14 protein-coding genes are annotated in these 14,063 nt (G+C 64.3%); all 14 read left to right on the forward strand.

Going from position 1 to position 14,063, the window contains the following annotated elements; all coding sequences use genetic code 11:
• The first annotated feature begins 23 nt into the window (after window positions 1–23).
• Window positions 24–440, forward strand: coding sequence for a gamma-butyrobetaine hydroxylase family protein (locus tag R2N11_RS11870; protein WP_199026716.1), 417 nt, complete (start codon window positions 24–26; stop codon window positions 438–440).
• 63 nt (window positions 441–503) lie between these two features.
• Window positions 504–1,235: a bifunctional demethylmenaquinone methyltransferase/2-methoxy-6-polyprenyl-1,4-benzoquinol methylase UbiE gene (gene ubiE / locus R2N11_RS11875; RefSeq protein ID WP_039599093.1), complete on the forward strand. Its 732-nt coding sequence runs from the start codon at window positions 504–506 to the stop codon at window positions 1,233–1,235.
• A 130-nt stretch (window positions 1,236–1,365) separates the two neighbouring features.
• Entirely contained in the window at window positions 1,366–2,412 is a 1,047-nt protein-coding gene (locus tag R2N11_RS11880) for a Tim44 domain-containing protein (RefSeq protein ID WP_199026715.1), read from the forward strand.
• A 135-nt stretch (window positions 2,413–2,547) separates the two neighbouring features.
• Window positions 2,548–3,204, forward strand: a complete 657-nt coding sequence (locus R2N11_RS11885; RefSeq protein WP_199026714.1) for a ubiquinone biosynthesis accessory factor UbiJ — start codon at window positions 2,548–2,550, stop codon at window positions 3,202–3,204.
• Window positions 3,201–4,778 (forward strand): ubiquinone biosynthesis regulatory protein kinase UbiB, encoded by a 1,578-nt coding sequence (gene ubiB, locus R2N11_RS11890; RefSeq protein ID WP_048933986.1) that lies wholly within the window; start codon window positions 3,201–3,203, stop codon window positions 4,776–4,778. Before R2N11_RS11885 ends, ubiB begins: the two co-directional genes overlap by 4 nt.
• Before the next feature lie 23 nt (window positions 4,779–4,801).
• Window positions 4,802–5,431 carry a class I SAM-dependent methyltransferase gene (locus tag R2N11_RS11895; RefSeq protein WP_316681256.1) on the forward strand — a complete coding sequence of 210 codons (630 nt, stop codon included), beginning with the start codon at window positions 4,802–4,804 and terminating at the stop codon, window positions 5,429–5,431.
• Between the two features lie 221 nt (window positions 5,432–5,652).
• The gene (locus R2N11_RS11900; RefSeq protein WP_316681199.1) at window positions 5,653–7,092 is read left to right on the forward strand and encodes a high affinity choline transporter 1; all 1,440 of its coding nucleotides are present in this window, start codon (window positions 5,653–5,655) and stop codon (window positions 7,090–7,092) included.
• A 271-nt stretch (window positions 7,093–7,363) separates the two neighbouring features.
• Complete coding sequence (locus tag R2N11_RS11905; protein WP_199026712.1) at window positions 7,364–7,705, forward strand: FmdB family zinc ribbon protein; 342 nt, start codon at window positions 7,364–7,366, stop codon at window positions 7,703–7,705.
• Between the two features lie 31 nt (window positions 7,706–7,736).
• A complete protein-coding gene (locus R2N11_RS11910; RefSeq protein WP_199026711.1) occupies window positions 7,737–8,474 on the forward strand; it encodes a DUF502 domain-containing protein in 738 nt (245 codons plus the stop codon).
• A gap of 100 nt (window positions 8,475–8,574) precedes the next feature.
• A complete protein-coding gene (aspS, locus tag R2N11_RS11915; RefSeq protein WP_199026710.1) occupies window positions 8,575–10,401 on the forward strand; it encodes an aspartate--tRNA ligase in 1,827 nt (608 codons plus the stop codon).
• Between the two features lie 148 nt (window positions 10,402–10,549).
• Window positions 10,550–11,428, forward strand: a complete 879-nt coding sequence (locus tag R2N11_RS11920; protein WP_199026709.1) for a hypothetical protein — start codon at window positions 10,550–10,552, stop codon at window positions 11,426–11,428.
• A gap of 123 nt (window positions 11,429–11,551) precedes the next feature.
• On the forward strand, window positions 11,552–12,037 hold the full coding sequence (nudB, locus tag R2N11_RS11925; RefSeq protein WP_316681200.1) for a dihydroneopterin triphosphate diphosphatase: 486 nt from the start codon (window positions 11,552–11,554) through the stop codon (window positions 12,035–12,037).
• Window position 12,038: 1 nt separating this feature from the next.
• Window positions 12,039–12,785 carry an endonuclease/exonuclease/phosphatase family protein gene (locus tag R2N11_RS11930; protein ID WP_199026707.1) on the forward strand — a complete coding sequence of 249 codons (747 nt, stop codon included), beginning with the start codon at window positions 12,039–12,041 and terminating at the stop codon, window positions 12,783–12,785.
• On the forward strand, window positions 12,782–14,050 hold the full coding sequence (clsB, locus tag R2N11_RS11935) for a cardiolipin synthase ClsB (protein ID WP_316681202.1): 1,269 nt from the start codon (window positions 12,782–12,784) through the stop codon (window positions 14,048–14,050). The genes R2N11_RS11930 and clsB overlap by 4 nt, the downstream gene beginning before the upstream one ends.
• Window positions 14,051–14,063: the final 13 nt, after the last annotated feature.

Here is a 14,063-nt window from a genome sequence, read left to right on the forward strand (position 1 = left end):
ACACAATCAACGAGACGTTTTTCATGGCAGGACTTTCCGCCGACACCCCGCACCCGACCGGTATTACCGTGCACACGCAATCGCGCGTGCTGGAGATCGCCTTTGCCGATGGCAAACAGTTCCGCCTGCCGTTCGAATACCTGCGTGTGCTGTCGCCGTCGGCTGAAGTGCAGGGGCATGGGCCGGGGCAGGAAGTGCTGCAGACCGGCAAGCGCGAGGTCGGCATCACTGGCGTAGAGCCGGTGGGCAATTATGCGATCCGTCCGCTGTTCTCCGATGGCCACGATTCTGGCATCTTCGATTGGGCTTACCTGTACCGCCTGGGCGTCGAGCACGACGCGCTGTGGCAGGCCTACCTCGATCGCTTGGTCGCCGCCGGCCTTGACCGTGATGCGCCGATGGCCGCCAATGCCGGCCACGCCTGCGGCCACAGCCACTGATTCCAGATTCACATCGCGGCGCATAAGCGCCCGAGCGCAACCCAATTCGCATTTCTTTCTGTCATGAGCCAAACCCACTTCGGATTCGAGAAGGTCGACGAGCGCGAGAAGGCCGGCAAGGTCGCCGGCGTGTTCCATTCCGTCGCCAGCAAGTACGACGTGATGAATGACCTGATGTCCGGTGGCCTGCACCGCGTGTGGAAGATGTTCACTATCGCCCAGGCAGCCGTGCGTCCGGGCTACAAGGTGCTCGACATCGCGGGCGGCACGGGTGATCTGGCCAAGGCCTTCGCGCGCCAGGCCGGCCCCACCGGCGAGGTGTGGCTGACCGACATCAACGAGTCGATGTTGCGCGTCGGCCGCGACCGCCTGCTTGATGCCGGCGTGCTCACGCCCAACTGCCTGTGCGACGCCGAGCACATTCCCTTTCCAGATGCTTACTTCGATGTAGTGACAGTGGCATTCGGCTTGCGCAACATGACGCACAAGGATCGAGCGCTCGCCGAGATGCGCCGTGTCGTCAAACCGGGCGGCAAGGTGATGGTGCTTGAGTTCTCCAAGGTGTGGCAGCCGCTGGAGAAGGCCTATGACGTGTACTCGTTCAAGGTACTGCCGTGGTTGGGCAGCAAGGTGGCCGGTGATCCTGAGAGTTACCGCTACCTGGCCGAGTCCATCCGTATGCATCCCGATCAGGAAACGCTCAAGCAGATGATGGAACAGGCTGGGTTGGACTCGGTCGAATACTTCAACCTGACGGCGGGTGTCGTGGCCCTGCACGTTGGTCGTCGCCTCTGACTGGCGGTTCATCCGGTCCACCAGATGGGCGATGCAGCGCACTGCGACGATATGCCACGATCCTTCACATTGAATTTCGGCGTTGACGTCTTCATCTAATGGCGTCACTGCCATTGGAGAGAAGACAGCGATGAGTTTGCATTGGGGTGGAAAATTGATGGTCGGCGCGATGGTCGCGACGATCGCACTGGGTACGGCGATGGACGCCAACGCCAAGCGCATGGGCAGCAGCCGCAGCGTCGGCAAGCAGTCGTCTGCCGTGACGCAACGTCAGCAAACGCCGCCGACCACGCCATCGCCGGCGCAGCAGGCCGCTCCAGCCGCGCAGCCGTCGCCGGCAGCACCAGCCCCGGGCGCACCGGCCGCAAAGCCTGGTCGTAATTGGGGCGGTATGTTGGGTGGTTTGGCCGCCGGTCTGGGCATCGGCTACCTGCTGTCCAAGTTCGGTCTGGGCGCAGGCCTTGCCTCGCTGCTGTCGAATCTGATCCTGATCGCACTGGTCGCCTTCGTGGTGATGTGGATCATCCGCAAGGTGCGCGGCAGCCGTCCGCAGGGCCCGGCCTACGCAACGGGTGGCCCGTCGTTTGGTGGTGATCGCGAGCCGTATGTGCCGCAACCCGCCGCGCCGGCGCCGCAGGCTTCCGCACCGGCAGCTTCGTCGTTCAACACCGGCAGCACCAGTACGTCGGGCTTGGGCGCGGGCGCGCCGACGGCCGCGCAATCGTGGAGCCTGGGTGGCCCAGCCGCTGCGTCTGCGGTCAACGCGCAGCCTGCTGCAGCTGCACCGCAACAGCCGTGGGGCGTGCCCGCCGATTTCGATACGCAAGCCTTCCTGCGCAACGCCAAGGTCTACTTCATCCGCCTGCAGGCCGCATGGGATGCCGGCAACCTGAACGACATCCGCGAATTCACCACGCCGGAGATGTTCGCCGAGATCAAGATGGACCTGGCCGATCGTGGCGCGACGCCTAACAAGACGGATGTGGTGTCGGTCGAGGCGGAGATGCTCGGTATCGAAACGCAGGCCAGCGAGTACCTGGCGAGCGTGCGCTTCTCGGGCATGATCCGCGAGGAAGCCAGCGCACCGGCCCAGCCGTTTGCCGAGGTGTGGAACCTGTCCAAGCCGACGCAAGGCAGCGGTGGCTGGGTGCTGGCTGGTATCCAGCAATTGCAGTGATGCGGTAACAGTTGAAGCGGCGCAAAACGGCCGTTTCAACATTCCCCGTAAAATAGGGTCCGACCATCCGGTTCGGGCCCTTTTTGTTGCCTGCCGGCTAGCCCGCTTCTGGCCGCTTTTGCGCACCTTTGCCGCATGTCTTCGACAGCCACTTCGTCTTCGTTTCCCTCCATGCTGATGCAGCCATTGCTGCTCGCGCTCAACCATCTGCTACGCCAGGAACCCTGGGCGCAGGAGACGCTGCGGCCGTTCGCGGGCCGTGTCGCGCGCTTTGATCTGGCCCCCGTCTCGGTGACGCTGCAGGTGGATGCGGCGGGCCTTGTGACGGTGCCAGAGGCCGGTTTGGAGCCCGCCGTGACCGTAGTCGTGCCGCTCGCCGCGGCTGCCAGCGACTACGCGACGGGCGGGCAGGCCGCCGTGCTCAAGCACGTGCGTATCGAGGGCGAGGCTGAGTTTGCGAACGTCTTGTCGACGCTACTGCGCAACCTGCGCTGGGACGCGGCGGAAGACCTCTCGCGCGTGTTTGGCGATGTGATCGCGCAGCGCATGGTGAGCGGGGCGCAGGCCGCGCGCACCGAGGCGACGCGCGTCAGCCGCTCGCTGGCAGAGGCGGTGGCGTCGTACCTGACCGATGAACAACCTACGCTGGTGCGCCACGCGCGCCTCGCGCAATTCGCTGCCGATGTGGCCGCGCTGCGCGATGCGGAGGCGCGGCTGACCAAACGCCTGGAGCGGCTTGAGAGGCTCCCGCGCCCGGCAATCTCGATGGCACGTCCGGGTGAATCGGCATGACGCGCTTCTTCCGGCTGGGCAAGATCGTTTTCGTCATCCTGTACTACGGGCTGGATCAGCTCGCGCTGTCGGGGTTCAAGAGCCGGCGCATCCGCGCGCTGGTGTGGCTGCTGACGCTGGGCCGCAAGCCCAAGCGCCCGCGCGGCGAACGCTTGCGCCTGGCGCTCGAGCAGCTCGGGCCGATCTTCGTGAAGTTCGGTCAGGTGTTGTCGACGCGGCGTGATCTGCTGCCGCCTGACGTGGCGGACGAACTCGCCAAGCTGCAGGATCGCGTGCCGCCGTTTGATCCGAAGGTCGCCGCAACGATTGTCGAGAAGTCGTTGGGCAAGCCGCTGTCCGCACTGTTCCATCGCTTTGATCATCACCCGGTTGCGAGCGCATCGATTGCGCAGGTGCACTTTGCCACGCTGCGCGGTGGCCCAGACGACGGTCGCGAGGTAGCGGTCAAGGTGTTGCGCCCGGGCATGCTGCCCGTGATCGACAGTGACCTTGCGCTCATGCGTGACCTGGCCACGTGGATGGAAAAACTCTGGGCTGACGCCAAGCGCCTGAAACCCCGCGAGGTGGTCGCCGAGTTCGACAAGTACCTGCACGACGAGCTTGACCTGATGCGCGAGGCGGCCAATGCCAGCCAGCTGCGCCGCAACTTCGCCAAGTCCGATCTGCTGCTGGTGCCTGAGGTGTTCTGGGACTGGTGCACCTCCGACGTGTTTGTCATGGAACGCATGCACGGCATGCGTATCTCGCATACCGAAGAACTGCGTGCCGCCGGCGTTGACATGCACAAGCTGGCGCGCGACGGGGTGGAGATCTTCTTCACGCAGGTCTTCCGCGACGGTTTCTTCCACGCCGACATGCACCCCGGCAACATCCTCGTGAGCGTGGCGCCCGAGACGCTGGGTCGCTACATCGCACTGGATTTCGGCATCGTCGGGGCGCTGTCGGAGTTCGACAAGAACTATCTCGCGCAGAACTTCCTGGCGTTCTTCCAGCGTGACTACCACCGGGTGGCGGTGCTCCACATCGAGTCCGGCTGGGCACCTGAAGAAACGCGCGTGGAGGAACTCGAGGGTGCCATCCGCGCCTGTTGTGAGCCGTACTTCGACCGGCCGCTGGGTGAGATCTCGCTCGGCCTGGTGCTGATGCGTCTTTTCCAGACCTCGCGCCGCTTCAACGTAGAAGTGCAGCCGCAACTGGTGCTCTTGCAGAAGACGCTGCTGAACGTGGAAGGTCTCGGCCGCCAGCTCGATCCGGATCTGGATCTGTGGAAGACGGCCAAGCCGTTCCTCGAACGCTGGATGCACGAGCAGATCGGCTGGCGCGGCTTTGTCGAGCGCCTGAAGGTTGAGGCGCCGCAATGGGCCAACAAGCTGCCGGACCTGCCGCGCCTGGTGCACCAGATCCTGGATCGCCACGCGAGCAACAACGGCAACGCCCAAACCGAAGCGCTAACCGCGTTGCTTGCCGAGCAGCGGCGCACCAATCGGCTGCTTTCGGCCGCGCTGCTGTTCATCGGTGGGTTCGCCGTCGGCATCATCGCCACCCATGTGCTGGCATGGCTGGCCCGTCATTGATTCCCTGATTGTCCGTTGCTGCCATGGCCGAGCTGCCCGTCTTCCAATCCCGTGACGCCGCTGATCCTGCTTTCTGGGATGAGCGCTTCAGCCGCGATCACACGCCCTGGGATGCACACGGTGTGCCGGCCGCTTTCCAGCAATTCTTTGAAGCGCAGCCCGCGCCACTTTCTACGCTGATCCCGGGTTGCGGCAATGCCTATGAGGCCGGTTGGCTGGCCGAGCGCGGCTGGCCCGTCACGGCCATCGATTTTGCGCCGAGCGCGGTGGCATCAGCCAAGGCCGTGCTGGGCCCGTATGCCGATGTGGTGGAACTGGCGGATTTTTTCCGTTTTGAGCCGCACCGGCCGGTGCAATGGATCTACGAGCGCGCATTCCTGTGCGCGATGCCGCGTCGGCTGTGGCCGGATTACGCCACGCAGGTTGCGAAGCTGTTGCCGCCGGGCGGACTGCTGGCAGGTTTCTTTGCCGTGGTGGAGGGCCGGGATGCTCTGCCCAAGGGCCCGCCGTTCGAGACGACCCAGGCTGAGCTGGATACGCTGCTATTGCCGACGTTCGAGCGTATCAGCGATATGCCGATCGCCGAGGCCGATACGATCCCGGTGTTTGCCGGCCGCGAGCGCTGGCAGATCTGGCGGCGTCGGGCCGGTTGATCCTGACTGCGGCCAGTGTTGGTGCGAAGCAACAATGGCGGCAGTCAACAAAAAGCCTACGGACGCCCGTTGCGGGGCGCCGCACAAAAAAGTGGCAAACGGGGTGGTATTCGTGGTCGCACCGATGCCCCGTCGCACAGTCCCATCGCTATAATCCCGCCACTTCGCCCGGCGCCCGGCTTGGCCGCCAACGGGATTTCCTGCAATTCTTCCGCGCTGCCATGCTGATCTGGTTCGTCATTATTTACTGGGTGATTTCGGTCGGGATCGGCCTTTGGGCTGCGCTGCGTGTTCGCGATGCGGCCGATTTTGCGGTGGCCGGCCGCAGCCTGCCGTTCTATGTCGTGACCGCCACGGTGTTTGCCACCTGGTTCGGCTCCGAGGCGGTGCTGGGCATTCCCGCAGAATTTCTCAAGGGCGGCCTGCATGGCGTGGTGGCCGATCCGTTCGGTTCGTCCCTGTGCCTGATCCTGGTGGGCTTGTTCTTCGCCAAGCCGCTGTACCGGATGAACCTGCTCACCATTGGTGACTTCTACCGCAACCGCTTTGGCCGCCTGGCCGAAACGCTGACCACCCTGTGCATCGTCGTGTCGTACCTGGGCTGGGTGGCGGCGCAGATCAAGGCGTTGGGCCTGGTGTTCTATACCGTGTCGGACGGCGCGGTCTCGCAGGACATGGGGATGATGATCGGTGCGGGCAGCGTGCTGGTCTACACGCTGTTTGGCGGCATGTGGTCGGTGGCCGTGACCGACTTCATCCAGATGATCATCATTGTGATCGGCATGCTGTACATCGGCTGGGAAGTCTCGGGGCAGGCCGGCGGCGTGGGCACGGTGGTGGCGCATGCGGCGGCTTCGGGCAAGTTCTCGTTCTGGCCGGCGTTCAACCCGATCGAGATCATCGGCTTTGTGACCGCCTGGATCACCATGATGCTGGGCTCGATTCCTCAGCAGGACGTCTTCCAGCGTGTGACGTCTTCGCGCACCGAGCGCATCGCCGGGTCGGCTTCGGTGCTGGGCGGCGTGCTGTACTTCATGTTCGCGTTCGTGCCAATGTTCCTGGCCTACTCCGCCACATTGATCGATCCGGAGATGGTCGCTAAATACATCGATACCGATTCGCAGATGATCTTGCCCAACCTGGTGCTGCAGCACGCACCGGTTTTTGCGCAGGTGATGTTCTTCGGTGCGCTGCTGTCGGCCATCAAGAGTTGCGCCAGTGCGACGTTGCTGGCACCGTCCGTGACCTTTGCTGAAAACGTGCTGCGCCCGCTGCTGCCAAACATGGACGACAAGCGTTTCCTGCGTGTGATGCAGGCGGTGGTGCTGACCTTTACGGTGCTGGTGACGCTGTTTGCGCTGAACTCGCACTTGTCGATCTTCCACATGGTCGAGAGTGCCTATAAGGTGACGCTGGTGGCCGCCTTCGTGCCGCTGGCTTTCGGCCTGTTCTGGAAGCGCGCGACCAAGCAGGGGGGGTTGCTGGCCATCATCCTGGGTCTGGCCGCGTGGATATGGTGTGAAGTGTTCTTGCCGGATGCGGCGCTTCCGCCACAATTGGTTGGCCTGCTGGCCAGCTTGGGCGCGATGATCCTTGGCTCGCTCGGGCCGCAGTGGATCGAGAATCGTACGCCAACCACCAAGGCCGCTACGCAAGCCTGATTAAGCGCTGTTGGGCAGGAGCGATGAAATGCACGGTGTGCCACATTGTGGCGCGCGGCCATCGCCTGTACCGCAACCGCGGTCAGGAATCCCACTGAAAGGGTTTATAATTCAAGGCTTTGCGCGCCCGTGCTTGTCAGATGGACTTGCAACCGGCGCAGTTGCCCCGATCTTTCGCAAGCCCGCACACGCTTTCTGTGCCGGAATCGCGGTTGGCGACGGGCATTTCAATCGTTTTCTCGAATTTCGTTTGTTCCAGGGTGAGGACACCATGCCGATCTATGCTTATCGATGCGACGCCTGCGGCCACGCCAAGGATGTGCTGCAGAAGATGAGCGACGCGCCGCTGACGGATTGCCCGGAGTGCGGCGCGCCGGCGTTCAAGAAGCAGCTCACTGCTGCCGGCTTCCAGCTCAAGGGCTCGGGCTGGTATGTGACGGACTTCCGTGGCGGCTCGGGCGGTACGTCGGCTGCCAGCACGGCGGCCAAGCCGGATGCCGCTGCGGCATCCGCTGCCGCGCCGGCCGCTTCGTCCGACAGCGCCTCCTCCACCGCATCCAGCGCTGCTCCGGCGGCCTCCGGCGGTTGCGGCACGTCGTGCGCGTGCCACTGATCGCATCGTTGATTTCTCGGTCCGCCGCCCCATGAAACAGAAAACCAGCGCGCTCAAGACGTGGTTCCTGACCGGTCTTCTGGTGCTCGTCCCGCTTGCGATCACGCTGTGGGTGCTGTCGCTCATCATCGGCACGATGGACCAGAGTCTGGCGCTGCTGCCGTCGGCCTGGCAGCCCGATCGCCTGCTCGGCGTAAAGATCCCGGGTCTGGGCGCGATCCTGACGCTGTTGTTCATCCTGATCGTGGGCGTGCTGGCGCACAACTTCATTGGCCAGAAGCTGGTGACGTGGTGGGAAGCGCTGCTGGGCCGCATTCCCGTGGTTGGCCCGATCTATTCGAGCGTCAAGCAGGTATCGGACACGCTGCTGTCGTCCAACGGCAATGCCTTCCGCAAGGCGCTGCTGGTGCAGTACCCACGCGAGGGTTCGTGGACGATTGCCTTCCTGACCGGTCGCCCCGGCGGTGACGTCGAGAACCATCTGCAGGGCGAGTACGTCAGCGTGTACGTGCCGACCACGCCCAACCCGACGTCGGGCTTCTTCCTGATGATGCCCAAGGCCGACACTATCGAGCTGGACATGACGGTGGATGCGGCGCTCAAGTACATCGTGTCGATGGGGGTAGTGGCGCCTGAGACGCTGCCGCGCCGCATGGACCCGCCTGATGCCTCGCCACATACGGAGGACCGGTCGCCGGCAAACTCGCCGCGCGACCCCTCGAATCCGAGCGCGCTGCCTGAAACCGGCGGCGCCGTATCAGCTCCTTAGTAACGCATTCGGCCGGTAGCGTGAGCCCATCCCTCCGGCCCCTCGATCAACTTTCTCGCGCGTTGCCCTGTTGGCAGCGCGCTTCGCGGAAAATCACAACATGCAAATGCGTACTCAATACTGCGGTCAGGTCACCGAACAACTGCTCGGCCAGAGCGTCACCCTGTCGGGCTGGGCGCATCGCCGTCGTGACCATGGTGGCGTGATCTTCATCGACCTGCGCGACCGTGAAGGCCTGGTGCAAGTCGTGTGCGACCCGGACCGCCCGGAGATGTTCAAGGTGGCAGAAGGTGTGCGCAACGAGTTCTGCCTGCAAGTGAAGGGCATCGTGCGCGCTCGCCCGGAAGGCACCACCAACGCCAACCTCGCCAGCGGCAAGATTGAAGTGCTGTGCCACGAGCTGACCGTGCTCAACGCCTCCGTTACGCCGCCGTTCCAGCTGGACGACGACAACCTGTCGGAAACCACGCGCCTGACGCATCGCGTGCTGGATCTGCGCCGCCCGCAGATGCAGTACAACCTGCGCCTGCGCTACAAGGTGGCGATGGAGGTGCGCAAGTACCTCGACGACAAGGGCTTCATCGACATCGAAACGCCGATGCTGACCAAGAGCACGCCCGAAGGCGCGCGCGACTACCTCGTGCCCTCGCGTGTGAACGCTGGCCAGTTCTTTGCGCTGCCGCAATCGCCGCAGCTCTTCAAGCAGATGCTGATGGTGTCGGGCTTCGACCGCTACTACCAGATCACCAAGTGCTTCCGCGACGAAGACCTGCGCGCTGACCGCCAGCCCGAGTTCACCCAGATCGACTGCGAAACGTCGTTCCTGACCGAGCAGGAAATCCGCGATCTGTTTGAAGAGATGATCCGCACGGTGTTCAAGAACACCATGTCGGTCGAGCTGGATGCCAAGTTCCCGGTGATGGAGTTCCGCGAGGCGATGGCCCGCTTCGGTTCGGACAAGCCGGACCTGCGCGTCAAGCTGGAGTTCACCGAGCTGACCGACGCGATGAAGGATGTCGACTTCAAGGTGTTCTCGGCTGCAGCCAACGCTGAAGGCGGCCGCGTGGTGGCCCTGCGTGTGCCGGGCGGCGCCGCCCTGTCGCGCGGCGATATCGATGCCTATGGCAAGTTCGTCGAGATCTACGGTGCCAAGGGCCTGGCCTGGATCAAGGTCAACGAAGTGGCCAAGGGTCGCGACGGCCTGCAATCGCCGATCGTGAAGAACCTGCACGACGCGGCCATCGCTGAAATCCTCAAGCGCAGCGGTGCGCAGGATGGCGACATCCTGTTCTTCGGTGCGGACCGTGCCAAGGTCGTCAACGATGCCATGGGCGCGCTGCGTCTGAAGATCGGCCACTCCGACTTTGCCAAGAGCACTGGCCTGTTTGAAGATGCCTGGAAGCCGCTGTGGGTGGTGGACTTCCCGATGTTCGAGTACGACGAGGAAGATGCCCGCTGGGTGGCCATGCACCACCCGTTCACGAGCCCGAAGGACGAGCACCTGGAATACCTGGAAACCGATCCGGGCAAGTGCATCGCCAAGGCTTACGACATGGTGCTCAACGGCTGGGAAATCGGTGGTGGCTCGGTGCGTATCTATCGTGAGGACGTGCAGAGCAAGGTGTTCCGCGCCCTGAAGATTGGCGAGGAAGAGGCGCGTGCCAAGTTCGGCTTCCTGCTGGACGCCCTGCAGTACGGCGCGCCCCCGCACGGCGGCATCGCATTCGGTCTGGACCGCGTTGTCACGATGATGGCCGGTGCGGATTCGATCCGTGACGTGATCGCCTTCCCGAAGACGCAGCGTGCGCAGGATCTGCTCACGCAGGCCCCGAGCCCGGTGGACGAGAAACAATTGCGCGAATTGCACATTCGTCTGCGCGCTGCCGAGGCAAAGGTGGCAGCACCGAACGCTGCAACGACGGCCTGATTCTCGTCGTTCGCGCTGCGACGCACACCGCGCCGACCCGCAAGGGCGGCGCGGTTTGTTTTTGGGCACTGGCTTCGTGCGGGAACGTCACTTGCTACGCGGAGTCCCTTGGAGTTGTCACGTTGGGTGACGGCGAAGGAGGACCACCTTGAATGATCCTGTTGATTTTGTGCGCACCTGGGTGGTGGCGCACGCAGAATTCCTGCTGACCTGGCTGATCGCCGCGCTGGTCATCATGACCGTGGCGTGGATCGAAATCCGCCGTGCCACCCGCCGTGCGGCCATCGCCATGACTGAGGCCGTGGCAACAACCGTAGCGGCTTGCGTGCCGGAGATCGCCGCTGCAGCGCAGAGTGCACATCCAACCGCCGCGGCAACCTCGGTTCCAACCGCACGCCTGGACGACGCGTTGCGCGATCTGGGGCGCCTGGCTGCAGATCGCATGCATTGGCTGCGCGGTGTGGCCAATCTGCGTGTGCCGGATGCCGCCTTGCCGTTGGCCGCACCGGAGGCGCCGGTCCATCCGCTGCTGTACGACACGCCACGTTCGTTGGCAGAGAAGCACCTTGCCGCTGAGCGCTGTTTTGCCGAGCATGCCCACGCGCTGCAGGCCGCCCGCCGTGCCCTGCAGACCCTTGAGGCTGCCGAGCGTGAAGGCCGCGAAGAGCTGCAGCGCATTGAGCGTGAGACGTCCGCCATTGTGGTGCGCTTCGAGCAGGCGAACGCGCAGTCCGAGCAGACCGAGGTACAGCGGTTCCTGATCCAGAAGTTCAACGCGCTGGGCACGCGCGAGCGCGAGCTGACGGCGCAAGTCAGTGCGTTGCGCCAGCAACTGGGTGAACGAACCGAGGCACTGTGGGCCCGATCGGACCTGGCCGCCGCGGACTACGCTGCGATGCTCGACCCACTGCTGGCGGTCGCGCGCCGCGAACTTGGCCACGAGGGTGGCCACGGCAGTGCCACCGATGAGACCGTGCTGTGGCTTGCACGCATGCGTACCGGCCAGGGCCCATTGCGCGCGGCTTGATGGCTGCGGCATCGCAGCGCTGCCTGGCAATGGCGATCATCACAATCAGCGGCATCCGGCTGCGGTAAGCTATCGAACTGCGGTGCGCTTATGTCGCCCGCCGTTACCCGCTGCCAAACCGTCATGCCGCATAAGATTCCCGTTTCCGTTCTCGTCGTCATCCACACGCCTGATCTGCATGTGCTGGTGATGGAGCGGGCGGATCACCCTGGCTTCTGGCAATCCGTCACCGGCAGTTGCGACGCCCTTGATGAGCCCCTGGCCGAAACCGCCCGCCGCGAGGTGCAGGAAGAAACCGGCATCGATACGGGCCGGCATCACCTGATCGATTGGGGGCACCAGATCGAATACGAGATCTACCCGCGCTGGCGCCACCGCTACGCACCGGGCGTCACACGCAACACCGAGCACTGGTTCGGCCTGCTGGTGAGCAGCAAGGTGCCGGTGCGGTTATCGCCACGCGAGCATCTCCAGGCTGAGTGGCTGCCCTATGAAGAAGCCGCTGCGCGCTGCTTCTCACGCAGCAACGGCGAGGCCATCCTGCAACTGCCCGAGCGTCTGGCGGCCTACACGGCCCGCCAGGGCGCCATCGCAAAGGACCAGGCCTGACATGCTCCGCTTGCGCGTCGCCACCTACAACATCCATAAGGGCGTAACGGGGATTGCGCGTCGCGTGCGCGTGCATGATGTGCGGCAAGGCTTGCACACCATGGACGCCGACATCGTCTTCCTGCAGGAAGTGCAGGACCGCAACGACCGGCTGGTCGCTTCCGAGTTATTCGACCCGAGCTATACGCAACTGCGCTACTTGGCGACCGACGTCTATCCGCACTCGGTCTATGGCCGCAACGCCGTGTACGACCACGGACACCACGGTAACGCCATCCTCTCGCGGTTTCCGATTCTGTTGTCGGAGAATCTGGATATTTCCGATCACCGTTTTGAGCAGCGCGGCCTGCTGCATGCGGTGACCGATCTCGGCTTCGGTGAGGTGCACCTCTTGTGCGCGCATTTCGGCCTGTTTGCGCGCAGCCGGCAGCGGCAGGCTGAAGCACTGATCGACCGCGTGCGCGCCGTGGTACCGAAAGACGCACCGCTCGTGGTGGCCGGTGATTTCAACGACTGGAACAACCGCCTCGACCGCATCATCTGCCAGTCGTTGGGTGCGACAGAAGTGGCCGACAAGGCAGCCGATGCACGCCCCGTGCGCACCTTCCCAAGCCATATGCCGTGGTTGCGGCTCGATCGCATCTACGTGCGCGGGTTCGACATTGAACGCGCGCATGCGCTCACGGGCCGCGAGTGGGCGCAGCGCTCCGACCACGTGCCCCTGATGGCGGAACTGGCGCGCCCATGAGGGTCGTGCGCGATGCGGGTCCGCTGCGTTCTGAGTGGCGGCGGGGCAAGCCCCTGCCAGGCAACGACGTCGACCTGTTGTGCGGCGGAGCAGCGTTCTTCCCCGCACTGATTGCGGCCATTGATGGTGCGCAACATCGTGTCGCGCTCGAAACCTACATCTACACCAACGACGACGTCGCACGCAGCGTGACCCAAGCACTTGCGCGCGCTGCACAGCGTGGCGTGGAGGTTCACCTGACGGTCGATGGTTTCGGCACCGGCGCATTGCCCGCCGACATCGCCACGATGCTCGACGCGGCAGGCGTAGTCTGGCGCGTGTACCGCCCCGTGCGTGGCTTCGCGTTGCAGCGGCGCTACCTGCGCCGCCTGCACCGCAAGATCGCCATCGTTGACGATGAGATCGCCTTCGTCGGCGGCATCAACATCATCGACGACCTGAACCACGCGCCACTGAACGACGCCACGCTCGGCGCGCGCTACGACTTTGCGGTACGCGTGCGCGGGCCGCTGGTTGCGCAGATCGTGCTGACGGTCGATCGACTCTGGTGGCAGATGGGGGTGCGCTCCGGCGTGCGCGAGGTGGGTGTGACTGGCGTGGCGGCCGATTTTCCGGTGATGACCGATACGCCCCGTCCGCGTCATCGCGGTGAGTCAGGGGCACAGAGTGAGCGTGCGCCGGGCAGCGTGCTTGCCTCGCTGGTGCTGCGCGATAACGTGCGCAATCGGCGTGCGATCGAGCGCGAGTATCTGCGGGCGCTCGGTACGGCGCGGCACGAAGTGATCATCGCCAATGCGTATTTCCTGCCGGGTGTGCGCTTCATGCGTGCGTTGGCGGCATGCCGGCGGCGCGGCGTGCGCGTGCGCATGCTGCTGCAGGGGCGTGTTGAGTATCCGTTGCAGCATTTCGCAACGCGCTCGCTGTACCACATGCTGCTGCGTGACGGCGTGGAGATTCACGAATACACGGCCAGCTTCCTGCACGCAAAAGTGGCGGTGGTGGACGAGCGCTGGGCCACGGTCGGCTCCAGCAACATCGACCCATTCAGCCTGCTGCTCGCACGCGAGGCCAACGTTGTCGCATGGGATGCCGAAGTCGCCGGCGAATTACGTACGGAATTGGAAGAGGCCATCGCACATCACGCCCGCCCCGTGCTCGCAGACACCCATGCCGCGCGCCGCTGGTGGTGGCGCCTGGCAGACTGGTGCGCATACCGGGTCGTGCGTCTGGGGGTGGTCATCAGCGGACAGGCCGCACAGTATTAGCGGCATGCTGGTT

Origin of the sequence: Ralstonia flaminis (genome assembly GCF_958415495.1) — a bacterium.
Taxonomy (GTDB): domain Bacteria; phylum Pseudomonadota; class Gammaproteobacteria; order Burkholderiales; family Burkholderiaceae; genus Ralstonia; species Ralstonia flaminis.